At 74.1% G+C, this 24,584-nt stretch carries 26 protein-coding genes; 13 read left to right on the top strand and 13 right to left on the bottom strand.

Annotated elements, in window-relative coordinates; translation table 11 throughout:
• Positions 1-126 precede the first annotated feature (126 nt).
• Both ACFV2S_RS16635 and ACFV2S_RS16630 read left to right on the top strand, forming a co-directional pair.
• A complete protein-coding gene (locus ACFV2S_RS16635) occupies positions 127-303 on the top strand; it encodes a hypothetical protein (RefSeq protein ID WP_385558923.1) in 177 nt (58 codons plus the stop codon).
• Between the two features lie 98 nt (positions 304-401).
• A complete protein-coding gene (locus tag ACFV2S_RS16630) occupies positions 402-890 on the top strand; it encodes a hypothetical protein (RefSeq protein WP_385558921.1) in 489 nt (162 codons plus the stop codon).
• Between the two features lie 19 nt (positions 891-909).
• Here ACFV2S_RS16630 and ACFV2S_RS16625 read toward each other — a convergent pair whose 3' ends face one another.
• The gene (locus tag ACFV2S_RS16625) at positions 910-1,125 is read right to left on the bottom strand and encodes a dodecin (protein WP_382869836.1); all 216 of its coding nucleotides are present in this window, start codon (positions 1,123-1,125) and stop codon (positions 910-912) included.
• Between the two features lie 280 nt (positions 1,126-1,405).
• Here ACFV2S_RS16625 and ACFV2S_RS16620 point away from each other — a divergent pair, with 280 nt between their 5' ends.
• The 3 genes from ACFV2S_RS16620 (at position 1,406) to ACFV2S_RS16610 (ending at position 4,563) form a co-directional block, all read left to right on the top strand.
• Entirely contained in the window at positions 1,406-2,656 is a 1,251-nt protein-coding gene (locus ACFV2S_RS16620; protein WP_383792430.1) for an extracellular solute-binding protein, read from the top strand.
• Between the two features lie 138 nt (positions 2,657-2,794).
• Complete coding sequence (locus ACFV2S_RS16615; protein WP_385558918.1) at positions 2,795-3,667, top strand: GNAT family N-acyltransferase; 873 nt, start codon at positions 2,795-2,797, stop codon at positions 3,665-3,667.
• The gene (locus ACFV2S_RS16610; RefSeq protein ID WP_385558915.1) at positions 3,664-4,563 is read left to right on the top strand and encodes a lysophospholipid acyltransferase family protein; all 900 of its coding nucleotides are present in this window, start codon (positions 3,664-3,666) and stop codon (positions 4,561-4,563) included. The genes ACFV2S_RS16615 and ACFV2S_RS16610 overlap by 4 nt, the downstream gene beginning before the upstream one ends.
• Here ACFV2S_RS16610 and egtD read toward each other — a convergent pair.
• Genes egtD through egtA form a run of 4 tightly spaced genes read right to left on the bottom strand, consistent with a single transcriptional unit; the run spans position 4,458 to position 8,753 of the window.
• Positions 4,458-5,423, bottom strand: a complete 966-nt coding sequence (gene egtD, locus ACFV2S_RS16605) for an L-histidine N(alpha)-methyltransferase (RefSeq protein ID WP_385558912.1) — start codon at positions 5,421-5,423, stop codon at positions 4,458-4,460. The two genes, ACFV2S_RS16610 and egtD, sit on opposite strands and share 106 nt — an antisense overlap.
• The gene (gene egtC, locus ACFV2S_RS16600) at positions 5,420-6,172 is read right to left on the bottom strand and encodes an ergothioneine biosynthesis protein EgtC (RefSeq protein ID WP_385558909.1); all 753 of its coding nucleotides are present in this window, start codon (positions 6,170-6,172) and stop codon (positions 5,420-5,422) included. The genes egtD and egtC overlap by 4 nt, the downstream gene beginning before the upstream one ends.
• Positions 6,172-7,497 (bottom strand): ergothioneine biosynthesis protein EgtB, encoded by a 1,326-nt coding sequence (egtB, locus tag ACFV2S_RS16595; protein ID WP_385558906.1) that lies wholly within the window; start codon positions 7,495-7,497, stop codon positions 6,172-6,174. Before egtB ends, egtC begins: the two co-directional genes overlap by 1 nt.
• Positions 7,494-8,753: an ergothioneine biosynthesis glutamate--cysteine ligase EgtA gene (gene egtA, locus ACFV2S_RS16590; protein ID WP_385558903.1), complete on the bottom strand. Its 1,260-nt coding sequence runs from the start codon at positions 8,751-8,753 to the stop codon at positions 7,494-7,496. The genes egtB and egtA overlap by 4 nt, the downstream gene beginning before the upstream one ends.
• A 179-nt stretch (positions 8,754-8,932) precedes the next feature.
• Between egtA and ACFV2S_RS16585 the strand changes: the two genes are divergently transcribed.
• Positions 8,933-9,763: a TIGR02452 family protein gene (locus ACFV2S_RS16585; RefSeq protein WP_385558901.1), complete on the top strand. Its 831-nt coding sequence runs from the start codon at positions 8,933-8,935 to the stop codon at positions 9,761-9,763.
• Positions 9,764-9,772: 9 nt separating this feature from the next.
• Here the strand turns inward: ACFV2S_RS16585 and ACFV2S_RS16580 are convergent, their stop codons facing one another.
• A complete protein-coding gene (locus ACFV2S_RS16580; RefSeq protein WP_385558898.1) occupies positions 9,773-10,189 on the bottom strand; it encodes a type II toxin-antitoxin system PemK/MazF family toxin in 417 nt (138 codons plus the stop codon).
• A 130-nt stretch (positions 10,190-10,319) separates the two neighbouring features.
• Here ACFV2S_RS16580 and ACFV2S_RS16575 point away from each other — a divergent pair, with 130 nt between their 5' ends.
• Positions 10,320-10,490, top strand: coding sequence for a hypothetical protein (locus ACFV2S_RS16575; protein WP_383792455.1), 171 nt, complete (start codon positions 10,320-10,322; stop codon positions 10,488-10,490).
• 63 nt (positions 10,491-10,553) lie between these two features.
• Here the strand turns inward: ACFV2S_RS16575 and ACFV2S_RS16570 are convergent, their stop codons facing one another.
• The 4 genes from ACFV2S_RS16570 to ACFV2S_RS16555 all read right to left on the bottom strand — a co-directional run bounded on the left by ACFV2S_RS16570 (position 10,554) and on the right by ACFV2S_RS16555 (position 14,399).
• Positions 10,554-11,966 (bottom strand): flotillin family protein, encoded by a 1,413-nt coding sequence (locus ACFV2S_RS16570; protein ID WP_385558895.1) that lies wholly within the window; start codon positions 11,964-11,966, stop codon positions 10,554-10,556.
• An 82-nt stretch (positions 11,967-12,048) separates the two neighbouring features.
• Entirely contained in the window at positions 12,049-12,279 is a 231-nt protein-coding gene (locus ACFV2S_RS16565) for a hypothetical protein (RefSeq protein ID WP_385558892.1), read from the bottom strand.
• Positions 12,280-12,293: 14 nt separating this feature from the next.
• Complete coding sequence (locus tag ACFV2S_RS16560) at positions 12,294-13,001, bottom strand: alpha/beta fold hydrolase (protein WP_383792462.1); 708 nt, start codon at positions 12,999-13,001, stop codon at positions 12,294-12,296.
• Positions 13,002-13,127: 126 nt separating this feature from the next.
• Complete coding sequence (locus tag ACFV2S_RS16555; protein ID WP_385558888.1) at positions 13,128-14,399, bottom strand: MFS transporter; 1,272 nt, start codon at positions 14,397-14,399, stop codon at positions 13,128-13,130.
• A gap of 156 nt (positions 14,400-14,555) precedes the next feature.
• On the opposite strand from ACFV2S_RS16555, the gene ACFV2S_RS16550 reads away from it, so the two are divergent.
• From ACFV2S_RS16550 to ACFV2S_RS16540, 3 genes are all read left to right on the top strand, one after another.
• Complete coding sequence (locus ACFV2S_RS16550; protein WP_385558885.1) at positions 14,556-15,590, top strand: LacI family DNA-binding transcriptional regulator; 1,035 nt, start codon at positions 14,556-14,558, stop codon at positions 15,588-15,590.
• 292 nt (positions 15,591-15,882) lie between these two features.
• Positions 15,883-16,152, top strand: coding sequence for a hypothetical protein (locus ACFV2S_RS16545; RefSeq protein ID WP_383792470.1), 270 nt, complete (start codon positions 15,883-15,885; stop codon positions 16,150-16,152).
• Positions 16,153-16,344: 192 nt separating this feature from the next.
• On the top strand, positions 16,345-17,532 hold the full coding sequence (locus tag ACFV2S_RS16540) for a thiolase family protein (RefSeq protein ID WP_385558882.1): 1,188 nt from the start codon (positions 16,345-16,347) through the stop codon (positions 17,530-17,532).
• Positions 17,533-17,610: 78 nt separating this feature from the next.
• On the opposite strand, the gene trxA is transcribed toward ACFV2S_RS16540, so the two are convergent.
• Positions 17,611-17,976, bottom strand: a complete 366-nt coding sequence (trxA, locus tag ACFV2S_RS16535; protein WP_383802010.1) for a thioredoxin — start codon at positions 17,974-17,976, stop codon at positions 17,611-17,613.
• Between the two features lie 114 nt (positions 17,977-18,090).
• Between trxA and ACFV2S_RS16530 the strand changes: the two genes are divergently transcribed.
• Positions 18,091-19,533 carry a dihydrolipoyl dehydrogenase family protein gene (locus tag ACFV2S_RS16530; protein WP_385558876.1) on the top strand — a complete coding sequence of 481 codons (1,443 nt, stop codon included), beginning with the start codon at positions 18,091-18,093 and terminating at the stop codon, positions 19,531-19,533.
• A gap of 84 nt (positions 19,534-19,617) precedes the next feature.
• Here the strand turns inward: ACFV2S_RS16530 and ACFV2S_RS16525 are convergent, their stop codons facing one another.
• Complete coding sequence (locus ACFV2S_RS16525; protein WP_385558873.1) at positions 19,618-20,244, bottom strand: TetR/AcrR family transcriptional regulator; 627 nt, start codon at positions 20,242-20,244, stop codon at positions 19,618-19,620.
• A gap of 170 nt (positions 20,245-20,414) precedes the next feature.
• Here ACFV2S_RS16525 and ACFV2S_RS16520 point away from each other — a divergent pair, with 170 nt between their 5' ends.
• A complete protein-coding gene (locus ACFV2S_RS16520) occupies positions 20,415-21,830 on the top strand; it encodes a purine-cytosine permease family protein (protein ID WP_385558870.1) in 1,416 nt (471 codons plus the stop codon).
• A 42-nt stretch (positions 21,831-21,872) separates the two neighbouring features.
• On the top strand, positions 21,873-23,534 hold the full coding sequence (locus ACFV2S_RS16515) for an amidohydrolase (RefSeq protein ID WP_385558867.1): 1,662 nt from the start codon (positions 21,873-21,875) through the stop codon (positions 23,532-23,534).
• Positions 23,535-23,561: 27 nt separating this feature from the next.
• Here ACFV2S_RS16515 and ACFV2S_RS16510 read toward each other — a convergent pair whose 3' ends face one another.
• On the bottom strand, positions 23,562-24,449 hold the full coding sequence (locus ACFV2S_RS16510; protein WP_385558864.1) for a F510_1955 family glycosylhydrolase: 888 nt from the start codon (positions 24,447-24,449) through the stop codon (positions 23,562-23,564).
• Positions 24,450-24,584: the final 135 nt, after the last annotated feature.

Raw genomic sequence — 24,584 nt, 5'->3', positions numbered from 1 at the left:
CGGCTGGGCCCACCGCGGCGAGTGGGTCGCCGCGGATCTGGGGGCGCCGGCGCGGGGGGGGGGGGGGGGGGCGCCCCCCCCCCCGCCCCCCCGGCCCGTGGGCGGGGAGCCGTCGGGGGCCAAGCGGTGACGCCGACGCTCCTGACCGGGCTCGTACCGGAAGCGGCGCTGACCGCCGAGGAGTTCGGCGACGTCCCGGACGCCTGGATCTTCCCGGAGGAGGCGGCCGTGCCGAGCCGGGCGGCGGACCGCCGGCGCCGGGAGTCCGCCACCGTACGGCACTGCGCGCGGCGGGGTGACTGAAGAACCCTCGCCGGCCTCCCCGGGACGCCGGGACGATCCCCGGGCGTAGTCCCGGGAGGGAGACGGAGGGCCGGGCTCCGGGCTTCTACGCTGGGGGCGTGACTTCGGACCACCGGCCGCTGGCCGTCTTCGACCTCGACAACACCCTCGCCGCCACCGCGCACCGCCAGCACTTCCTGGAGCGCAGGCCCAAGGACTGGGAGGCCTTCTTCGCGGCGGCGCCCGCGGACCCGCCGCTGGAGGAGGGCGTCGCGCTGTGCCGCGAGGCGGGCGAGGAGTGCGACGTCGTCTACCTCACCGGGCGGCCCGAGCGCTGCCGCCGCGCGACCCTGGAGTGGCTGGCCGAGTACGGGCTGCCGGAGGGGCCCGTCCACATGCGGCGCGACCGGGACTTCCGGCCGGCCCGGGTGACCAAGGTGGAGGTCCTGCGCCGCCTCGCCGCCGACCGCACGGTCCGGATGCTGGTCGACGACGACCTGGCGGTGTGCGACGCGGCGGAGGCGGCGGGCTTCCGTGTCGTACGGGCGCGCTGGGCGGAGCCCTCCGAGACGCTGAGGGAGGCTCAGGAGACGGAGGGCCGCACCTGAGGACGGCCGGGACCGGCCCTCACTCCTCGTCCTCCAGACGGAAGCCGACCTTCAGGCCGACCTGGTAGTGCTCGATCGCGCCGTCGACGAGGTGGCCGCGCACCTGCGTCACCTCGAACCAGTCGAGTCCCCTCAGGGTCTGCGAGGCGCGCGTGATGCCGTTGCGGATGGCCGCGTCGACGCCCTCGGTGGAGGTGCCGACGATCTCGGTGACGCGGTAGGTGTGATTCGACATGGGGGCCGAACTCCTCTCGGTGCGTTCCCTCCACGGTGCCCCAGGGCGCGTCGGCGCGCGACACGACGGGGGCCGGGCGACCCGTGGGTAACTACCGACGGTAACGGCACAGATCGTCCGTCCGGGTGCGGAACGGGATCGTCAAGGACTTGACCATCTCGTTGGTCCAGACCAGAATCCAGGCCACATACCCGCGCGAACACCCCGTTCGGTCCCCCCATGCCGGGTCAGCCCCCCATGCGCACGACCCTGTGCTGAACCCGAGCAGAAGGTGACCCACGTGAAGAACCGCCATCTCGCCTGTCCTCTTGCCGCCGCCACGGCGCTCGCCCTCGCCGGCTGCGGCATGCTGCCGGGCGGCGACGGCGGGACCAGGACCGTGAACGTCTGGCTCATGCGGGACAGCGTCAGCGAGGACTTCCTCACGCGCTTCACCGAGGCGTACGAGGAGGAGCACGACGGGGTCGAGCTGAAGTTCACCATCCAGGAGTGGACCGGCATCGGGAAGAAGGTCACCGAGGCCATCCAGGGCTCCGGCGGCCCCGACGTCATCGAGGTCGGCAACACCCAGGTCGCCCAGTACGCCGACACGGACAAGCTGTTCGACCTCACCCTGGAGTCGGTCCGCGACCTCGGCCGGGAGGACTGGCTGCCCGGTCTCGCCCAGCCCGGCAGCATCTCCGGATCCCAGTACGGCATCCCCTGGTACGCGGCCAACCGCATCGTCATCTACAACAAGGACCTGTTCGACGAGGCCGGCGTCGACAAGCCGCCCGCCACCCGCGACGCGTGGCTCGACGACACCGAGAAGCTCAACAAGAACGGCTCCCAGGGCATCTACCTCGCCGGACAGGACTGGTACACCCTCGCCGGCTTCATCTGGGACGAGGGCGGCGAGCTCGCCGTCGACCGGGGCGGCCAGTGGACCGGAGCGCTCGACAGCCCGGCCGCCCGGCGCGGCATGGCCTTCTACAAGGAGCTCCAGGCCCTCGGCTCCGGCCCGAAGAACGCCGACGAGCAGACCCCGCCGCAGGCCGACGTCTTCGCCAAGGGCGACGTCGCCCAGCTCATCGCCACACCCAGCGCGGTCGCCGCCATCCTCAAGGCCAACCCGGATCTCAAGGACAAGCTCGGCTACTTCCCGATACCCGGCAAGAAGGCCGGCCAGCCCTGTGCCGTCTTCACCGGCGGCTCCGACCTCATCATCCCGGAGAACGCGCCCCAGCGCGGCGCCGCACTCGACGTCGTCAAGGCCCTCGCCGGCGAGAAGTGGCAGTCCGAACTCGCCCGCACCATGGGCTACGTGCCCAACAAGAAGAGCCTCGCCTCCGTCGTCGCCGGCCAGGAGGCCACCGCCGTCATGGCGAAGGGCGCCGCCCGCGGCCGGGCCACCCCGAACTCGCCGCAGTGGGCGAACGTCGAGGCCGACAACCCCATCAAGCCGTACATGACGGCCGTCCTCCAGGGCGAGGACCCCGCGAAGGCGGCCAAGGACGCCTCCGAAGCGATCACGGACACCCTCGCCGAATAGCATTCAGCGTTCGCACACCCGCGAGCCCCCGGACGGTCATGTCGAATCCAGCCGGTGACGGAAGAAGTAAGGAGCCGGGCCACCGCTCACGCGGCCCGGTCCCGCCCCTTCCCCTTCCGTCCGCCGGAGGAGCCCGCCATGTCCGCACCGACCCCCGCGCTCGCCGTTCCCGCACAGCCCCTGGCCGTGCCCGCACCGTCCGTCCCCGCACAGCCCCCGGCCGTCCCCGCACAGCCCCTGGCCGTCCCCGTGCAGCCCCCGGCCCCGGCCGACGAGCCCACGCCCCGGTACGTCGTCGGCCTCGCCCGGGACCAGGAGGACGTACGGGCCGCCCAGCGGCTCCGTCACCAGGTCTTCGCCGGTGAGCTGGGCGCCCTGCTCGACGGCCCCGAGCCCGGCCTCGACGGCGACGCCTTCGACGCGTACTGCGACCACCTCCTCGTACGGGAGGAGCACACCGGCGAGATCGTCGGCACCTACCGGATCCTGCCGCCCGACCGGGCCGCCCTCGCCGGACGCCTCTACTCCGAGAGCGAGTTCGACCTCGCCCGGCTCGCGCCCGTCCGGCACGACCTGGTGGAGGTCGGCCGCTCTTGCGTCCACCCCGCCCACCGCAACGGCGCCGTGATCGCCCTCATCTGGGCCGGCCTCGCCCGCTACATGACCCGAACCGGCCACAACTGGCTCGCCGGCTGCTGCTCGATCCCGCTGGCCGACGGCGGCACCCTCGCCGCCGCCACCTGGGACACCGTCAAGGCCAAGCACCTCGCCCCCGAGGAGTACTGGGTCACCCCGCACCGGCTGTGGAGCCCGGACGGCGTCACCCGCCCCCCGGGCCGCACCGAGCTCCCGCCGCTGCTCCGCGGCTACCTGCGGCTCGGCGCCTGGGTCTGCGGCGCCCCCGCGCACGACCCCGACTTCGGCGTCGCCGACCTCTACGTGCTGCTCTCGCTGCGCCGCACCAACCCCCGCTACCTCAACCACTTCCTCTCGCTCGCCCCGGCGCGGTGAACGGGTCCACGGCCCTCCCGCCGTGGCTCCCCACGGCGCCCTGCACCCCCGGCGACTGCGCCGCCCACCCGGACACCGCCCCCGGCCACCGGCCAGAACGGGCCGGGACCGTCCTCGCCGTGGCCCGGCTGGCCGCCGGGACCGGAGCCGTCCTCCTCGGCCTCCTGCTCGCCCCGGCCACGGGCCTGCTCCCGGCGGCGGCCCGGCTCGCCCTCGCACGGAGCTGGGTGCGGACGGTGCTCCGCGCCTTCGGCGTGCGCGTGCGGTACGAGGGGACCGCCGGGGCGATCCCCGGCCCGCTCCTCGTCGTCGCCAACCACGTCTCCTGGCTGGACATCCCCCTGGTCGCGGCCGTGCTCCCGGGCCGCATGGTGGCCAAGACGGAGGTCCGTCGCTGGCCCGTCCTCGGCACGATCGCCGCGCTGGGCGGCACCCTCTTCATCGACCGCGACCGGCTCCGGGCCCTGCCCGGCACCGTGCGCGCGATGTCCGGGGTCCTCGGCGCCGGGGGGCGGGTGGTGGTGTTCCCCGAGGGGTCGACGTGGTGCGGACGGGCCGGGGGACGCTTCCGCCCGGCCGCGTTCCAGGCGGCCCTGGACAGCGGGTGCCCGGTGCTGCCCGTACGGATCGACTACCGGCCCACCGGGGCCGCCGCGTATGTCGGGGACGATCCGCTCGGCGCGTCCCTGTGGCGGGTCGTCAGCACCCGGCGGCTGACCGCCGACCTCCGCGTCATGGACCCGATCCCCGGTTCCCGGCACCCGGACCGCCGCGCCCTGGCGGCGGCGGCTCAGCGGGCGGTCGCCAGGGACAGCGCGAACCTGCCCTCGCCGTCCGTCCACCAGCGGGACAGTTCGAGGTCGGCCGCCGCCAGCTCCTTGCGCACACCGGCCTGACGGAACTTCGCCGACACCTCCGTCCGCATCTCCTCGCCCGCCGCGAACGGCACGACCAGATCCAGCTCCGGGATCTTCACGGTCAGCGCGCGGCGGGCGCGCAGCCGCATCTCGATCCACTCCCGCTCGTCGTCCCAGACCGCCACGTGCTCGAAGGCGGCCGGATCGGCGTCCGCGCCCAGCTCACGGTCGATCACGGACAGCACGTTCTTGTTGAACTCGGCCGTCACCCCGGCCGCGTCGTCATAGGCCGCCACCAGCGTGGCCTCGTCCTTCACCAGGTCCGTGCCGAGCAGCAGCGCGTCGCCCGGCGCGAGCATGGCGCGGACCGACTTCAGGAAGGTGTGCCGCTCGGCGGGCAGCAGATTGCCGATCGTGCCGCCGAGGAAGGCCACCAGGCGCGGCCCCGGCGTCCCCGGCAGCGCGAGCCCCCGGGTGAAGTCGGCGACCAGCGCGTGCACCCACAGGTCGGGCCGGTCCGCGAGCAGCGACTCCGCCGCCCCGACCAGCGCGGACTCGCTCACGTCCACCGGCACGTACGCGTCCAGACCCGGCAGCAGCGCGTCGATCAGGAACCGGGTCTTCTCGGAGGAGCCGGACCCCAGCTCCACCAGGGTCCGGGCCCCGGTCGCGGCCGCGATCTCCGGCGCCCGCTCGACCAGGATCTCCCGCTCCGCGCGCGTGGGGTAGTACTCGGGCAGCCGGGTGATCTCCTCGAAGAGCACGCTGCCCCGGGCGTCGTAGAACCACTTGGGCGGCAGCTCCTTCGGGGTGCGGGTCAGACCGTGGCGGACGTCGGCGCGCAGATCGGCGCCGGCGGCGTCCGCGGCGAGGGTACGGGTCAGCTGGAACGGGCTCACGCGGACGGCTCCTTGAGCGGGGTGAGGGTGACGTCGGCGCGGTCGGCGGTGACGAGCGTGTACTCGGGCACCTCCCGCCAGCGCGGATCGTCGTCGTACGGTTCGGAGGCCACGACCACCCGGCCGGGGCCCGACAGGTACCAGAGGCTGTTGCGCCAGGCCGTCGCGGCGATCCGCTCGCCGTCGGTGACCAGCAGGTTCAGCCGGGAGCCGGGGGCCGCCTCCGCGGCCTCCCGGACGGTGTCGGCGAGCGCCGCCCCCGGTGCGTCCCCGGCCCGCAGCCGGTGCAGGACCAGCGCCCACAGCAGTGCCGAGTCGGTGCGCGCCTCCAGACGCAGCAGCTCCCCGGCCGGCAGCGCCCCGGCGAGCGGCGCGAGCGAGTCCGGCCAGCCCCCGACCGCGCCGTTGTGGCTGAACAGCCAGGGCCCGGCGGCGAACGGCGCCGCCGCGGCCTCCCCGTCGGCGCCGGGCAGCGTGGCCCCCCGTACCGCCCCGAGGAACGCCCCGGCCCGCACCACGCGCGCGAGGTCGGCGAAGGACAGGTCGCCCCAGATCGGGGCGGCCCGCCGGTACCGCGCCGGCACCGGATCGCCCTCGGCGTACCAGCCCACGCCGAACCCGTCCGCGTTCACCACGCCGCTGTCCTGCGTCCGGGGCTCCCAGGACTGGCGCAGCAGGGCGTGCGGCGGCCGGACCAGGAGCTCTCCCAGCGCCACCGGCCCGCCCACATAGGCGAGATGACGGCACATCAGTCGAGCTCCGCGGTCCGCGCCGTCCGGAAGCCGGAGAAGATCTGGCGCCGCACCGGAAGGTCCCAGTTGCGGAAGGTCCCCCGGCAGGCGACCGGGTCCACCGCGAAGGAACCGCCCCGCAGCACCTTGTGCTCCGGACCGAAGAACACCTCCGAGTACTCCTTGTACGGGAAGGCCGTGAAGCCCGGATACGGCAGGAAGTCGCTCGCCGTCCACTCCCACACGTCACCGATCAACTGCCGTACGCCCAGCGGCGAGGCGCCCGCCGGATAGCTCCCCGCCGCCGCGGGCCGCAGGTGGCGCTGCCCGAGGTTCGCGTGCTCCGGACCGGGATCCGCGTCCCCCCACGGATAGCGGCGGGAGCGCCCCGAGACCGGGTCGTGGCGGGCCGCCTTCTCCCACTCCTCCTCGGTCGGCAGCCGGCGCCCCGCCCAGCGCGCGTAGGCGTCCGCCTCGTACCAGCTGACGTGCAGGACCGGCTCCTCTTCGGGCACCGGCTCCGTCACGCCGAACCGGCGGCGCAGCCACTGCGCGCCCTCCCGGCGCCAGAACAACGGAGCGCCGATGCCGTGCTCCCGGATCTGGGCCCAGCCCTCCGGCCGCCACCAGCGGCGGTCCGTGTAGCCGCCGTCCGCGACGAAGGCGAGGTAGGCGCCGTTCGTGACGGGCGTGGTGTCGATGTGGAAGGCGGGGACGATCCTGGGGTGCGCCGGACGTTCGTTGTCCAGGGCCCACGGCTCGTCCGAGGTCCCCATGGTGAACGGGCCGCCGGGCACCAGGACTTCGGGGGGCAGCGGGCCGGAGCGCAGGACCGGCGGCGGGGGAGCCGTCAGCGCCGCGGGGCCCTTCCGCAGCTGATGGGTGATCAGCATCGTCTCGTCGTGCTGCTGTTCGTGCTGGGCGATCATGCCGAAGGCGAAGCCCGCGTCGAGCAGCGGCAGACCCTCCAGCGGGGTCCGTTCGAGCACGTCGAGGACCCGGAGCCGGACGTCCGCCGCGTAGACCCGGGCCTCGCCCGGCGAGAGCAGCGGCAGCGACGGCCGGGAGGCGCGCGGATGTTGGAAGGCGTCGTACAGCGAGTCGATCTCGGGCCGCAGCGCCTCGCGCCCCGCGACGGCCCGCCACAGCCACTGCTCCTCCTGGTTGCCGATGTGCGCGAGGTCCCAGACCAGCGGGGACATCAGAGGAGAGTGCTGCGCGATGAGCTCTCCGTCCTCCACGCAGGAGGTGAGGAGCGCGGTCCGCTCCCGCGCGGTCGTCAGGGCGTCGAGGGCCCGCCGCCGCAGGGCCTCGGGACCCGCTCCCGTTCCGGTCGCGGTCATGACGTCACCACCTGGAGTCCGTCGGCCGGGCAGTTCCCGGGGATCACGTACCGTTCGTGGAAGGCGGCGACCGCCCGCCGCACCTCCTCGCTCGCCCCGATCCGGGGCAGCGCGTCGAGCGCGGCGGAGAACACCGCGCGCGCGGCGCCGTGCAGCCCGGGATCGGCGAGACCGTCACGGGCCGCCGCCTCCCACAGCGGATTGCGCGGGGCGGGACCGGCCCCCGCCTGCTCCGCGAGGGGCTTCACCGCCCGGTACACGGTCTCCGCCGCCTCCGGGTCGTCGAACACGGCCGTCGTCACCGCCACCGGCACCATCCAGCCGTCCCTGCCCGGCTGCGCGTCGACCATCCGCAGCTCCAGATGACCGCGCGGCCGCACCGGCGGGAACAGCGTCGTCATGTGATAGCGCAGGTCGTCGGCGTCGGCCGGACGGGGGACGCCCGTCCGCAGCCACTCCCGGAAGGTCAGCCCCTCCGGCACCGCCCACGGACCCTCCTCGGCCCGCACGCACATCACCGGCGTGTCCAGGACGTGCGCCGCCCACTCGGCGCGCGGCTCCCCGTCCGGCGGCGGCGCCAGCGCCCGCCGGGGATCGAGATCCGCCCACAGCGCCTGCCGCGTCGAGCGCCAGCCGGTGCGGCGCCCGCCGTGCACGGGCGAGTTGGCGAAGGCGGCGACCAGCACCGCGCCCAGGAGGTGGGCCAGCTGCCAGCGCCGGTGGTATCCCAGCGGGCCCGGCTCCTCCAGGCCGGCGTCCAGGCAGATCTGCACCGACGCCGAGTCGCACATCATCGCCCGCCCGGACGGACCCGTCCGGTCGAGCGCCGTCTCCATCGCGTCGTACCGCGGCTCGTGGAGCACCCGGCCGCGCGGCGCGTGCCAGGGGTCCACGCCGTATCCGCTGAGGGTCAGACCGAGCGGCCCGAGCGCCCCGCGCACCGCGGCCAGGTCGGCGCCGAGCGAGTCGAGGCACTCCATCAGGGAGCCGGCCGGGCGCGAGCTGAGCTCCAGCTGCCCGCCGGGTTCGAACGTCAGAGCCGACACCAGGGGCAGCGCCCGTACGGTGTCCAGCGCGGCCGCGAGCCTCGGCGGCCGTACGGGAACCCGGGGGTCCCGCAGCTCGTGCACGAGCCACTCCAGCTCCACCCCCACCGTGCGGGGCGGGCCGGTCTTGAAGCAGATACATCGCAGCAGGTCCTCCGCCTCCGCCTCGGTGAGAGGGGGGCCGCCACGCGGTATGCCGCCAGGCGACATCCGTGCACCTCCTGGTCCTCGGGTGAACCGCTGCTTCCACCTAAAGCCACCATCGGGCGGCGTGCAAGAGCGCCCCGGAAGACCCGCACGCGCCCCCTGTGCCCCCGGAGGTCCGAAATTCCCCGCAGTCCCGGAAAACCCGTTGTCCCCACCGAGCTGGAACGATCACCCTGGGATCCATGAGTGCACGACTGCGCGAGATCGCGCGGCGGACCGAGGAGATCGTCGCGGCGGGCCGCTACCGCGCCCCCGACGGCCGGACCGTCTCCCTGGCCGAGGACCTGGCCGCGGCCCTGGCCGGAACCCGCCTCCACGGCCCCGAACCCGTCCCGGTCACCCCCGACACCGACCGGACGCCCACCCTCACCGTCACCCCCGAGAGCAGCCTGGCGGCGGCCCGCCGGATGACCGGGGCCGACACCACCCGCCCGGTCGCCGTCCTGAACTTCGCCTCGGCCCGCAACCCGGGCGGCGGCTACCTCAACGGCGCCCAGGCCCAGGAGGAGGCCCTCTGCCGGGCCTCCGCCCTCCACTCCACCCTGCTGCGCGCCCCCGGCTACTACGCACACCACCGCGCGGAGAGGGACGCCTTCTACACCGACCGGGTCATCCACTCGCCCCGGGTCCCGGTCTTCCGCGACGACCGGGGCGTCCTGCTCGCCGAGCCGTTCACGGTCGGATTCCTCACCTCGCCCGCCCCCAACGCGGGCGTCGTCCGCCGCGGCACCCCCGAGCTCGCCGACCGCCTCCCCGCCGCGCTCGCCTCACGCGCCGAACGCGTCCTGGAGACGGCCGCCGCGGCCGGATACCGCCGGCTCGTCCTCGGCGCCTGGGGCTGCGGAGTCTTCCGGAACGACCCGGCGGAGGTCGCGCGGACCTTCCGGACCCTCCTCACCGGCGAAGGCCGCTTCGCCGGCCACTTCGAGGAGATCACCTTCGCGATCCTGGACCGGGCCACCGGCACCCCGACCCTCGCCGCCTTCCGGCGGGTCGTCGGCGGGGAGCACTGACCGGCCGGATCAGGACCAGCCGTACCGCTCCACGAGCCGCCCCACCACCAGGTCGAACGTCGACCGGTCCAGGGCGCAGGCCTCGCGCCGCATCCCCGACTCGGACACGCGCAGCACACGGTCCAGGTCCACCCAGGACTCGCGCCGCTCGCTGTCCCAGGACCCCGTCCCGATGGCCACCCACTCCCGGTCGTGGTCGTGCCGCCTGCTGGACAGCTGCACGGCCAGCAGGGTGCCGGAGTCCTCCCGGGCCACCACGAGCACCGGCCGGTCCTTGCCCCGGCCGTCGTTCTCCTCGAAGGGCACCCAGGTCCAGACGATCTCACCGGGGTCGGGCGCGCCGTCGCAGTCCGGGGCGTACGAGGTGCGGACGGGCCCCATCAGGTGCGGATCGGCCTCGGTCGTGGAGTGCGGATGCGTCGTCATGGGGGCCACCGTAGGGCCTCGCGGCACCCGCTCCGGCTCCGCGTACCGCCTGACGTGCGGGTCAGGTACCCCCGTGCCAGGCTGAGGGGATACGGACCACCGTCCGACACCCGTCACGGGAGGCACGATCGTGGGCAAGAAACAGACCCGGACGAACCGGGGAGCCCGTACCGGCGGCCATGAGCACCGCGCCGAAGCGGCCGCGAAGGAGAAGAGCGCGCCGGCCCCCACGAGAGAGGTGTCCATGCCCCTCGTCGAGCACGCGTCCCACCGCAAGGAACGCAAGTTCGGCCACAACTGAGGCCGCCTCGATCACACGAAGGGCCCGGTGCCGCGAGGGCACCGGGCCTTCTGCGTTCCGTGGTCACTCCCCGTCGCGGACCGGGATCTCCACGCGCTCCTCCGTCCGCGACGCGGGCAGGACCGCCCCGCCCGCCTTCTCCTGGGCGGCCGGGCTCATCGTGGCGAGGAGCTGGCGGGCGAGCCCGAGGCCCGTGCCGCCCATGGTCAGCGCCTTGGCGAAGACGTCCGCCATGCCGTCGGCGCCGTTCAGCAGCACCATCTGGTCGACGTTCCCGAAGGCCGAGGCCCCCGCCGACACGATCTCCGGCCACTTCTCCGCCAGCTGCTGGGCGACCACGGCCTCCTGGTTCTCCGCGAGCGCCGCCGCCCGCGCCTTGATCGCCTCGGCCTCCGCCAGACCCTTCGCGCGCGTCGCCTCGGCGACCGCGAGGCCCTGGGCGTGCTGGGCGGCCGCCTCCGCCTCACCGGTGAGCCGGGTCGCCGTCGCCCTGGCCGCGCTCGCCAGTTCCGTCTCCTTCGCCTCGGCCTCGGCGGCCGAGATCCGGGCGTCGCGCTCGGCCGCGGCCAGCGTCCGGGTCTCGTACGCCATCGCGTCGGCCGGCTTGCGGACCTCCGCCTGGAGCTGCTGCTCCTTGCGGTGACCCTCCAGCTCCGCGACCCGGGTCTCCTGGACGACGACCTCCTGGCGCGAGGCGGCGTCGGCCAGCGGGCCGGCCTGCCGGGCCCGCGCGGACGCCTGGTCCCGCTCGGCCTGGTAGCCCGCCTGGAGGATCTCGCTGTCGCGGGTCGCCTCCGACATGCGCGCCGCGGCCTGCTGCTCGGCCTCGGTCGCCCGCCGGTTCGCCTCCGCCTGCGCGATCCGCGCGTCCCGCTGGACGGCGGCCGCGTGCGGGGCGGCCAGGTTCTTGATGTACCCGGTCGGGTCCTCGATCTCGTGGATCTGCAGCGAGTCGACGATCAGACCCAGCTTCTCCATCTCCGTGCCACAGGCCGACCGCGCCTGCCCGGTCAGCTTCTCCCGGTCACGGATCATGTCCTCCACGGTCAACCCGCCGACGATGGCGCGGAGATGACCGGCGAAGACGATGTGCACCCGCTCCGACATCAGCTTCTGCTGATCCAGGAAGCGGCGGGCGGCGTTGGCGATCGACACGAAGTCGTCGCCGACCTTGAAGATCACCACACCGCGGACCTTGAGCGGAATGCCCTGGTGGGTGACGCACTCGACGGACAGCTGCGTCTCGTTGAGGTCCAGCGAGAGCTTCCGTACCGCCTGGACGCCGGGAAGCACGAGGGTGCCGCGACCGGTGACGATGCGGAACCCCATGCCCGCGCCGAGACCCTCGTTCTTGTGGTTGGAACCGGAGATGATCAGCGCCTCGTTGGGTTCCGCGACGCGCCACATCATCTTGAACACACCGATCAGAACGGCGAGCGCGCCGACGACGACGCCCGCCAGAATGCCGATGCCCATGGACAAGGTCCCCCTTCACCGGAGCCGAGCGGACCCGGTGAAGGGAGTGTGCGCCCGTGACGGGCGCCACTCAACGGTTCGGTCAACTGTCGTACGCGGCTGTGACATAGACGGTGCGTGGAGGGAGATGTTCCATGACCATCACGACCGTCCCGACCTCGATCCGCTCCTTCGGCGTGGCGGGATGGGCCAGGAAGTGCTCCGCGCCGCCGCGGATCCGGACGATCACCTCGCCGACGAGGCCGGGCCCGACGGTGCCGGTCACCCGGCCGAGCAGTCCCATCATCGAGCTGTCCATCGACGCGTCGTCCATGCCTGAACGGTACGTCAGATCCACCCGTCCAGGGCCGACATGAACCCCTCGAAGTCGTCCCGGTGGATCGTGTGCCCCGCCCCCTCCACCGTACGGAGCTCGAATCCCCGCTCCGCCAGCATCCGGGCCTGCTCCGGCCGCACCAGCGTGCTCGGATCGGCGAGGGTGACGAGGGACGGCACCACGGGCCGGGCCGGCCACAGGTCGGCTCCCACGAACGGGGTGAGACCGTGGGCCGTCCGCTCGTCCCAGTCCCGTACCGACGCCATCTCGCTGTCGACGTCCTCGGCCGGCCAGTGCGGGTTGAACCCCCTGATCTGCTCCCTGGTCATCGACTTGCCCCGGACGAACAGCTCGGCCCGGTAGCCGCAGGGGCCGGCCGCCAGATGCCAGGCGGGGTCGGAGTACACCGCGCGGGCCGGCGCCAGGCGCTCCACCGCCCGGGCGAGGACGAGCCCGCCGAGCGAATGGCCGATCGCCAGATCCGCACCGGAGGGGAGGGTCTCGACGAGATCGTCGGCGTGCTCCTGCGGCCCGTACTCCTCGGGGCCCGCGGCCCGGCCGCTCGCCCCGTGCCCCCGCAGGTCCACGGCGATCACCCGGTAGCCGCGGCCGGCGAGCGCGGGTCCGACCCGGCGCCAGGTGCGGTGGTCGGCCATGATGCCGTGGACGAGCAGGGCCGTCCGGTCGCCGGACCCCCACGTGGTCGTGTGCAGGCGCACGGTGCCGCCTCTCCTGAGGTGTTCGGCGGCGACGGTGGAGACCGGCGCGCGCCGCGGACGGGTCGCGGCGGGCACCGGCCGGAGCCGGCGCACGCCGCTTCTGGACCGCGGCCCGCGCCGACGCCGTCAGCGCACGCTGCGGATGGGGCGCACGGCCAGCGCGCCGAGCACCGACAGTACGGCCGCGATCAGGAAGAGCGCCGTGTATCCGCCACTCAGCGACACGATGAGCGAGGCCACGAAGGGGGCGACGATCTGCGGTCCGGCGTTGGCGACGTTGAGGACGCCCATGTCCCGGGCCGCGTCCTCGGCCTTCGGCAGCACCATGGTCACCAGCGCGGTGTCCACGGCCATGTAGCAGCCGAAGCCCAGGCCGTTGACGACGGAGAAGGCCAGCATCGCGGTCCAGCTCGCCGAGACGGCCGGGATGACCAGCGCGACGGCGGCGAGCGCGGCGGAGGCGCCGACGAACAGCTTGCGGCGGTCGAAGCGGTCCGAGAGCCAGCCGCCGAGGACGGTGGAGACCACCATGGCGACCGAGTTGACCGGCATGAGGATCGCCACGGCCTCCTCGGCGCTCAGTCCGGCGGGCAGGTCGGTGTGGTCCTTGAGGATGTACAGCTGGAAGCCGGCCACGGCGAAGTAGCCGAGGACGAGCAGGGCGCGTCCGATGAAGGCCCAGCGGAAGTCGTGGTCCTTGAGGGCGCTGCCGAAGGCCGCGAGCTGCTCCTTGACCGGAAGCGCCGCCTTCGGGGGCATCCGCTCCTCGCGGGCGCAGGTGGTGAAGAGCACGGCGGTGGCGGCGACGATCGCGCCGAGGACGAGGTAGCCGGTGCGGTAGTGCTCGGAGAAGGCCGCGCCGAGGAGGGCGCCGATCGTGGAGCCGATGGGGAGGCCGAGGCCGACGGCGGCGGAGGCCTTGCCGCGCGCGGCCAGGGGCACCCGGTCGGGGACCACGGAGGTGAGGGCGGCCTGGTAGATGTTCATGACGGCCTGCCCGAGGCACCAGGCGATGGTGACCACCAGGATCGTGTGGACGCTGCCGAGGAGCAGCATCACGGGGAGGGCGAGCAGGCCGCCGGCGAGGATCCACGGGTTGCGGCGGCCGGAGCGGTCCGAGAGGGCGCCCGCGACCGGGTTGAAGACGGTGGCGAAGATCGCGGATATGCCGGAGACGAGGCCGAAGTTCGCCACCTTGTCGGCGGGGTCGATGGCCTCGATCTGGAGGGCGAGGAGCATGCCGGGGACGCCGATGTACAGGGCGTACATCGCGGTGTTGCCGGCGAGCAGCAGGGGCAGCAGGCCGCGCGTCGGCCGGGGGGCCGTGGGGGAGCCGGGGACGGTGGCGGGGTCGGGGGCGCCCGTGTCGGAGCCGGTCCCGGGGGAGGAAAGGGCCACTTTGCCCTCCTGAGGAGATCGCCCGATGCGGGGGCGAGGAACGGATGGAACGAGGGAGGTGACACGTGTCAGTGACACGTGTGAGCATTGTGTAGCACCCGTTTCCGGCCATCCGCCAGACCCTGCGCCGGATTGTTCTGGAAAGATGCCGGATCGATGACTCAGCCAACCGAACAGTCCCCCGAACGCCCCTCCGGGCGCGCGGTCCCGACCAGCGCCGATGTCGCGCGGCTCGCGGGCGTCTCCCGGGCCACCGTCTCGTACGTCCTGAACAACACCTCGGCCGTCCGCATCAGCGAGCCGACCCGGCAGCGCGTGCGCGAGGCGGCCGAGGAGCTCGGCTACGTGCCGCACGCCGCCGCCCGCAGCCTGCGCGCGGGCCACAGCCGCATGGTGCTCCTTCCGACCGCCCACGTCCCCGTCGGGCCGCTGTACAGCCGGTTCTTCAACGACTTCCAGTGGGCCCTGCGCCGCCTCGACTACACGGTCGTGCAGTACGGCAGCGTCGGCCTGGGGGCGGAGGAGGCCGCCCGCGCCTGGGCCGAGCTGCGGCCGGTCGCCGTGGTCTCCCTCGGCGAGGTCGAGCTCACCGGGCAGGCCGTCGAGATCCTCAAGCGGTCCGGGGCCCGCGCCGTGATCACCCTCGGCACCCAGCGCGTCGAGGGCACCCACGCGCTCGTCATGGACCAGGGGCGGGTCGGCGAGGTCGCCGCCCGGCACCTCGTGGAGACCGGCCGGCGCCGGATCGGTGTCGTCGTGCCCGAGGAGCCCGGCCTCACGATGTTCTCCGGGCCCCGCCTCGACGGCGCCCGCCGTGCGGCCGAGGGCACCGGCGCGACCGTCGTGCCCCTGCCGCTGCGGTACGAGGAGGAGTCGGCCGACGCGCTCGCCGGCCGGTGGCGCGAACTCGCGCTCGACGGCGTCTTCGCCTACAACGACGAGTACGCGATGCTCCTGGCACGGGCGCTCCAGGACGCCGGGATCTCCGTACCGGAGGAGACCGCCGTCGTCGGCGCCGACGACCTGCTCCTCGGCCGGCTGCTGCGGCCCCGGCTCAGCACCGTGCGGGTCGACATGGTGGTCGGCCGCGAGCTGGCGGAGCTGGTCGACCGCGCCGTGCGGGAACCGGACGCCGCGCCCCTCTCCCGCGACCTGCTCGACTCGCGGGTCGTGCGGCGCGAGTCCAGCTGAGGCCGAGCGGTCCGCGCGGCCGGGCGCCGGTGTGCGAGGCCTGCGTCCGGCGGGAACCCGTGCCCGGGCGTCGGGTGTGTGCCGGGCTGTGGCCCGGCCGTGGCCCGCGGCCGGCGTAGGTGTGTGCGGGGGCCGTTGTCCGGCGGGAGCCCGGGCCGGGCGTAGGTGTGTGCGGGGCTGTCGTCCGGCAGGAGCCCGTGCCCGGGCGTCGGTTGCGTGCGGAGCCGTCGTCCGGCGGGAGCCTCCGGCGTCAGGGCGGGCGGTGCTCCGGCGCAGCGCTTAGCTTCGGTGCATGAGCACAGTTCCGAAGCGGTTCGAGATCCTGCTGGTGCCCGCGCACGTCGAGGACCGCGGCGACGCGTCCGTCGTGGACAGCGCCGTCCGCACGGCCGTCGTCGGGGCCACCGGGCGCCACGGCGAGTCGGGCTACCCGATCTACGAGGGACACGGCATCCGGGCCGACATCGACCCCGAGACGCGCACGGTCGAGGCGCTGCTCGTCGACGGCCGCGAGCTCGACTACGGACTGACGGCCCTGGTCCGCCCCGTCGCGCGGAGCTGACGGCCCTGGTCCGCCCCGTCATGCGGAGCTGACCCCGCCCGGCCGTCCCCAGGTGTCCGGAAGCGGCGGAACGTCCCGGAACGGCCCGTTGACAGGGCGGGCCGTCCGGCAGAGACTCTCCGCGCCCCACCGGGCGAAGATTGTTTCACCAGGCGAACAGAGTCGTTCCGCAGGTCACGTGGGAGAGAACCGATGAGCATCCGCGACGTCTACATCGTCGACGCCGTCCGCACCCCGATCGGGAAGTTCGGCGGCGCCCTCGCCTCCGTCCGCCCCGACGACCTCGCGGCCCACGTCGTCCGCGCGCTCGTCGACCGCTCGCCCGCGCTCGACCCCGCGCGCGTGGACGACGTCTACTTCGGCGACGCCAACGGCGCGGGCGAGGACAACCGCGATGTCGCGCGGATGGCGGTCCTCCTCGCCGGGCTGCCCGTCACCGTCCCCGGCGTCACCGTCAACCGGCTCTGCGGCTCCGGTCTTGAGGCCGTCATCCAGGCGGCCCGCGCCATCGCCCTCGGCGACGCCTCCGTGGCGATCGCCGGCGGCGTCGAGTCCATGTCCCGCGCCCCCTGGGTGATGCAGAAGCCCGAGCGGGCCTTCCCCGCAGGACACCAGCAGCTCCACTCCACGACCCTCGGCTGGCGCATGACGAACCCGCGCATGCCCGCCGCGTGGACGGTCTCGCTGGGCGAGGGCGCGGAGCTCGTCGCCGACCGGCACGGCATCACCCGCGAGCAGCAGGACGCGTTCGCCCTCGCCAGCCACCGGAAGGCCGCCGAGGCCTGGGCGAAGGGGCTGTACGACGACGAGGTCGTCCCGTACGCGGGCGTGGACCTGACCCGCGACGAGTGCATCCGCGACACCACCTCCATGGAGGCGCTCGCCAAGCTGAAGCCCGCCTTCCGGCCCGAGGGCGGCACCGTCACCCCGGGCAACTCCTCGCCGCTCAACGACGGCGCGGCGGCCCTGCTCCTCGTCGACGAGGAGGGGCTGCGCGAGACCGGCCGCGAGCCGCTCGCCCGGATCCGCGCCTCCGCCGTCACCGGCATCGAGCCCCAGCTCTTCGGCCTCGGCCCGGTCGAGGCGGTCCGCCGGGCCCTGGGCAAGGCCGGACGCTCCTTCGCCGACCTGACGACCTTCGAGCTCAACGAGGCCTTCGCGGCCCAGTCGCTCGGCTGCCTCGCCGAATGGCCGGAACTCGACCCCGAGATCGTGAACCCTCGCGGTGGAGCCGTCGCGATCGGACATCCGCTCGGCGCGTCCGGCGCCCGACTGGCCGGCTCGGTGGCGCACCAGCTCGCCGCGGCCGGCTCCGGAACGGGCCTCGCGGCGCTCTGCATCGGCGTCGGCCAGGGCCTCGCGCTGGTCCTGGAGCGATGAGCGCGACGAGGGCGGCGCGCCCGCGGACATGACGCGAGGGGGGTACGGGAGGTTCTCCCGTACCCCCCTCGCGGTGGGTCACTTCGCCTGGGCCTCGGCGATGGACTTGCGGACCTCGTCCATGTCGAGCTTGCGCGCCTGGCCGATGACGTCCTCCAGGGCGGCCTCAGGGAGCGCACCGGGCTGCGCGAACACGGCCACGTTGTCCCGGACGATCATCAGGGTCGGGATCGAGCGGATCTCGAACGCCGCCGCCAGCTCCTGCTGCGCCTCGGTGTCCACCTTCGCGAAGACGAGGTCCTGGTGGCGCTCGGACGCCGCCTCGAAGACGGGGGCGAACTGACGGCAGGGACCGCACCAGGAAGCCCAGAAGTCGATCAGGACGAAATCGCCCCCGCTCACGATCTCGTCGAAGTTGTCCTTGGTGAGCTCTACGGTGCTCATGCTGCCTGCCTTTCGGGTCTCCTGGCGTGATCCTCACGGTCCCCTGGGGACTCGCCCGGCACAACGGCGTATCGAGCCGCGCTATTCCGCACCGCTGCCACCAGACTGGGAGCCATGACACGAACGGTGGAAGACGAGCACACCTACGACGTGGTCGTGATCGGCGCGGGCCCGGTCGGCGAGAACGTCGTCGACCGGGTGCGGGCGGGCGGTCTGACCGCGGCGATCGTCGAGAGCGAGCTGATCGGCGGCGAATGCTCGTACTGGGCGTGCATGCCCAGCAAGGCCCTGCTCCGCCCCGCGATCGCCCGCTCCGACGCCCGCAGGGTCGCGGGCCTGCGCGAGTCGGTCTACGGTCCCCTGGACGCGATGGAGGTCTTCGCCCACCGGGACGAGGTCGTCGGGCACTGGAAGGACGACGGCCAGGTCGACTGGCTGGACTCGATCGGCGTCCGGGTCTTCCGGGGCCACGGCCGGCTCCAGGGGCCTCGCCGCGTCGAGGTGGCGAGCCCGGAGGGCGAGCACCACGTGCTCACCGCCCGGCACGCCGTCGTCGTCTCCACCGGCACCCGCGCCCTCCTACCGGACCTGCCGGGACTGCCCGACGCGCATCCCTGGACCAGCCGCGAGGCGACCAGCGCCGACCGCGTGCCCGAGCGGCTCGTCGTGGTCGGCGGGGGAGTGGTGGGCGTGGAGATGGCCACCGCCTGGCAGGCCCTCGGCGCGAAGGTGACCCTGCTCGTACGGGGTGGAGGACTGCTGCCGCGCATGGAGCCGTTCCTCGGCGAGCACGTGGCCGAGGCGCTCGTCACGCGCGGCGCCGACATCCGTACCGGCGCGGCGGTGAGCGCGGTGGTGCGCGACGGGGGCACCGGACCCGTCACCGTGGTCCTGGAGGGCGGCGACCACGTCGAGGGCGACGAGGTGCTCTTCGCCACCGGCCGCAGGCCGCGGACCGAGGACATCGGTCTGGAGACGGTCGGTCTGGCCCCGGGCTCCTGGCTCGACGTCGACGACAGCCTGCGGGTCACCGGCAGCGACTGGCTCTACGCCGTGGGCGACGTCAACCACCGTGCGCTCATGACCCACCAGGGCAAGTACCAGGCCCGGATCGCGGGCGCCGCGATCGCCGCCCGCGCGCACGGCGGTGACGCCCTGGACACCGGGAGGTGGGGCGCGCACGCGGCCACCGCCGACCACGCCGCCGTCCCGCAGGTCGTCTTCAGCGACCCCGAGGCCGCCTCCGTCGGACTGACCCTCGCCGAGGCGGAGCGCGCCGGGTTCCGGGCGCGGGCCGTGGACCTCGACATGCGGCAGGTCGCCGGGGCCGGCCTGTACGCCCAGGGGTACCGGGGGCACGCCCGGATGGTCGTGGACCTGGACCGGGAGGTGGTCCTCGGTGCCGCCTTCGTCGGGCCCGGCATCGGGGAGCTGCTCCACTCGGCGACGGTCGCCGTCGCCGGCGAGGTGCCGATCGCCCGCCTGTGGCACGCCGTCCCCGCGTATCCGACGCTGAGCGAGGCCTGGCTGCGTCTGCTGGAGGCCTACCGGGGCTGACGCGTCGTCCACCGCTCCGGTGTGCCCCGGACGCCGGGTGATCCCTCCGGGCGTCCCCGGAGGCCGGTGAGGACGGACGAGCCGTCAACTGCCTGAGACGGTCGGGGAGTACGGAGGGATCAGGGCGCGCGCCGCGGAGCGCGCGACCTCCAGGGCGGGCCGGGTGTCCCGGCCCGTCTCCTCGCCGAGGACCACCCGGGTGCTCAATCCGTCCAGGAGGGCGAGGAGTTCGGAGGCGCGGGCGCCGGAGTCCAGCGGGGCGAACCGCCCGCGCGCCGCGCCCGCCGCGAGCAGGGCCTCCAGGTCCTCCTGCCAGCCCGCGTCCAGTTCGGCCTGCGCCTCGCGGAGCGCGCTGTTGCCCGGGGTGCGGGCCCAGAGCTCGATCCAGAGGGTCCAGCGCGGATCGCGCGGGCCGCGGGGCAGGTAGAGCCGCAGGAAGAGGTCGAGCTTGCGCTCGGCCGTGAGCCGCCGGTCGAGCAGCGCGCGCCGCTCCTCGGCGAGCGCGGCCTCGCTCCACCGGAGGGCGGCGAGCAGCAGCAGGTCCTTGCTGCCGAAGTAGTACAGGATGTGGCCGCCGCTGGTGCCGAGCCGCTCGGCGAGCGCCGACATGGTGAGGGTGGCGAGGCCGTCCTCGGCGATCGCCGCCATGGCCTCCTCCAGCATCCGCTCCTGGGTGACGTGTCCGTCCCGCCGTCGTGCCGCGCCTGCCACCGCCGCCGTCCCCGTCCTGTTCGTCGCGGGTCCCCGCGCCCTGTGTCTGAGAGATCGACCTTAACCGGAACCCCCGAAGGTCTTGACGTGGCCTGAATGTATCGCACATCTTGAATGCCGTTCTAAAACTTAGAACAGCATTCAAGATCGATCCGCGACAGGAGTGCGATGTGCTCGACCACGAGACGGCGCCCGTGACCACGGGCCGGACAGCGACCGACGAGGTGTTCCAGGTCGAGGAGCACGGGATCGACCCCATCCCCGACGCCGAACGGCACGGCGGGGCCAAGGACGTCTTCTGGCTCTGGTTCGGCTCGAACCTCACCTTCACCTACGTCATCAACGGCGCCCTCGCCGTCGCCTTCGGGCTCTCCTTCTGGCAGGCGACCGCCGTCGTCGTGCTCGGCGGGCTCGCCTTCGTCGCCATCGGCGCGGCCGGACTCAGCGGCGTGCGCACCGGCACCGCCACCCTCGTCATCTCCCGCGCGGCCTTCGGCCGCCGCGGCAACTGGCCCGCCGGCCTGCTGAACTGGATCGTCAGCATCGGCTACACCATCGTCAACACCGTCGTGGGCACCCTCGCCCTCGAAGCGTTCTTCACCGACCTCGGCTGGCACGGCGGACAGGCCGCCCGCGCCCTCGCGCTCGCCGTCACCCTCGCGCTGACCTTCGTCGTCGCCCTCTGGGGCCACGCCACCGTCCAGTTCGCCGAACGCTGGATGGCGTACGTCCTCGCCGTCGGCTTCGCCGTCCTGATCGTCCTCGTCCTGCCCGGCGCCGACACCTCCGCCCCCTCCACCGCGCCCGGCGCCTCCGGCTGGAGCCTCGCCTTCGTCGTCATGCTGGCCGGCCCCTTCTCGTACCTCCCCATGCCCGCCGACTACACCCGCTACCTGCCCCGTACCACCACGCTCCGGGCCGTGACCTGGAGCGGCGCGCTCGGCGGCTTCGTCTCCTCCGTCGCCCTCGGCGTCGCCGGGGTGGCCGCCGCGACCCAGGTCGACATGACCGACGCCGTCGCCGGCACCGAGAGCCTCCTCCCCGGCTGGTTCCAGTCCCTCTTCCTGGCCCTCGTCCTCGGCGGCTCCGTCACCAACTCGATCATCACGCTCTACTCGTCCAGCCTGAACCTCCAGGTCCTCGGCATCCCCTGGACCCGGGCCCGCGCCATCGTCATCAGCGCCGGCGTCACCGCCGCCGGCTCCCTCGGGGCCCTGTTCCTCACCGACTTCACCACCTCCCTCCTCTCCTTCCTCTCCCTCCTGATCATCGTCTTCGCGCCCTGGGGCGGGGTCTTCCTCGCCGACATGGTGCTCCGACGCTGCACCTACGACTCCGCCGGCCTGCACGCGGACACCGGCGGCGCCTACTGGTACCGCGCGGGCTGGCACCCGGCCGGCCTCACCGCGCTCCTCGCCGGGCTCCTCTTCTCCGCGCTCACCTGCGACTCGGAACTGTGGACCGGCCCCCTCGTGGCCCCGCTGGGCGGCGCGGACCTCACCCTCCTCGGCGCTGCCGTCTCCGCCCTCGTGTACGTGCTCCTCGCCCGCGGCCACGTCACACCGATCCGCGCCCCCCGTCCCTGAACGACACCGCCCCACCCCCGTACGACACCGGAGTCCCACCCCATGAACCGCACCGCACCCGCCGACCTCGTCCTCACCGGGGCCCGCATCCACACCGTCGACCCGGCGCTCCCGGAGGCCCAGGCCCTCGCCGTCCGCGCCGGACGCGTCGTCTGGGTCGGCCCCGACGCCGAAGCGGCCGACTGGACCGGCCCCGACACCCGGATCCTCGACGCCGGCGGGCGGCTCGTCCTGCCCGGCTTCATCGACGCCCACAACCACGTCCGCCTCGGCTCCGACGACGCCTGCGTCCAGCTCGCCGGGGCCCGCACCCTCGACGAGATCCACGCACGCGTCCGCACCTGGCACGAGGCCCACCCGGAGGCGCAGTGGATCGAGGCCGAGGCCTTCGACTACTCCGCGATCCCCGACGGGCGGATGCCCACCGCCGCCGACCTCGACCCGGCCACCGGAGACACCCCCGCCCTCGTTCTCAGCTACGACGTCCACACCGCCTGGCTGAACACCGCCGCCCTCCGCCTGCTCGGCGTCGACCGCGACCACACCGAGCTGCCCTTCGGCCGGGCCGTCACCGACCCCGCGACCGGCGAGCCCACCGGCTTCGTCAAGGACTTCGCCATCAAGGGCCTCTCCCGCGAGGGCCACCGCGCCCTGCGCGAGCTCGGCCTCCCCTGGGCCTCGGCCGACCGGCAGTACGGACGCCTCGCCAAGAGCCTGGACGACGCCATCGGCTACGGCATCACCACCGTCGTCGAACCGCAGAACTCCCTCGACGACCTCGCCCTCTTCGAGCGCGCCCGCGCCGAGGGCCGGCTGCGCTCCCGGATCGTCGCCGCGCTCTTCCACCCGCGCGGCACCACGGAGGAGGACCTCGACGCCTTCGAGACGGCGGCCCGGGAGTACGCCGACGACCGGCTGCGGGTCGGCCCGCTCAAGCTGTACATCGACGACGTCGTCGAGCCCCGCACCGCCGCCCTCCTGGAGCCGTACGCCGGCTGCTCCCACCACCGCGGCGACACCTTCTACCCGCCCGAGGAGTTCGCCGAGCTGCTCACCCGGCTCGACGCGCGCGGCTTCCAGTGCTTCGTCCACGCCACCGGCGACCGCGGCATCCGTACCGTCCTCGACGCCGTCGAGCGGGCCCGCGCCGCCAACGGGCCGCGCGACGCCCGCCACCAGGTCGTCCACGTCGAGTGCCTCGACCCGGCCGACACCCCGCGCTTCGCCGAGCTCGGCGTCGTCGCCTGCATGCAGCCCCGGCACGCCGCCCCTGACATCGCGGGCCCCGGCCAGGACTGGGCCGAGAACGTCGGCCCCGAGCGCTGGCACAAGGCCTGGCCGCTGCGCAGCCTGCACGCGGCCGGGGCCGTCCTCGCCCTCTCCAGCGACTGGAACGTCGCCGAGATGGACCCCATGGTCGGCATCCACGCCGCCGTCACCCGCCGCGCGCCCGGCGGCGGCGAGGCCTGGACGGCGGGCGAGACGATCGACGTCGTCACCGCCGTGGAGGGCTACACGATGGGTTCGGCCCACGCGAACTTCCTGGAGCACGAGCGGGGCTCCCTGACGGTGGGCAAGCTGGCCGACTTCGTCGTGCTCTCCCGCGACATCCTGCGCATCGCCCCGGAGGAGATCCCGGGCACGGTGGCGGAGACGGTCGTGGTCGGCGGCGAGGTGGTCGTCGACCGGCGGCCGGAGGCGTAACCGCCGGTCGAGACCCGACGGCTGCGCTCAGTGGCCGGCGCCGCCCGGCTCCACCGCCATGCGCCGCGCGAAGCTGCGGCCCCCGTCACCCGACTCGTACACCCCCTCCCCGGTGGCGACGAGCAGGCGGCGGGCGTCGACGGCGGTGAGGGCCTGCGGGGCGCCGCCGGGCACACCGGCGATCCGGGTCCAGGAGGTGCCCCCGTCCGTCCCCCGGAAGAGGACGCCGTCCGGATCGACGCCGTAGAGCGCGTCGGGGGCGGCCCAGGAGACGTACGCGAGGACCCGCCCGGAGGCCGGGGCGAAGCTCCGGCCCCCGTCCGTGGAGCGGACCACGCCGGTCTCGGTCGTGGCGAGGACGGTGCCCGCGGCGGTGGGGGAGACGGCGAGGTCGAGGGCACGCAGCGCGGCGCGGTCGTCCCACGTGACGCCGTCCGGGCTGACCCTCAGCAGCCCGGCGGCGCTGTCGTAGCCGTAGACGGTGCCGTCGCGCGCGGTGTCCAGCGCGTGGAAGTCGACCTTCCCGCCGAGGGACCTCTCCCGCCAGGTGCGGCCGGAGTCCGCCGAGGCGACGAGCCCGAGGTCGGCGGGTCCGTCGCTGCCGGGCGCCGGGTGGCCGCTGGCGAGGAAGACGCCCTCGGCGGTGATCGTGAAGCCCATGAAGTCGTCGCGGCGGTCCCCGACGAGGACCGGCCGGCCGTCGGCGTCCGGGCTGTGGACGCCCTGGTGGGTGGCGACGTAGAGCGTGTCGCCGCGCAGCCCGAGGCCGTGGATGTGGCTCAGGGCCGATCCGGAGCCGGCGTCGTCCGCGGCCGGGTCCTCGGAGGAACAGGCGGTCAGGGTCAGGGCGAGGGCGGCGGCGGTCAGGGCGGCGCCGAAGGGGGCGGCCGGGCGGCCGGAGAAGTACGTCGTCATGGTTCTTTCGCCAGGGGTGCGGAGGGCGGGGGGGGGGGGGCGGCCGGGGGGGGGGGGGCCCCCGGGTGAACGGTGAATAGGGGGGGTTACAGGGCGGGTCAGTGAAGAAGGGAGTGGGGGGGGCAACCGAGAAGT

Origin of the sequence: Streptomyces sp. NPDC059695 (genome assembly GCF_042733785.1) — a bacterium.
Taxonomy (GTDB): Bacteria; Actinomycetota; Actinomycetes; order Streptomycetales; family Streptomycetaceae; genus Streptomyces.
This window is presented reverse-complemented; position numbering and strand designations above follow the sequence as displayed.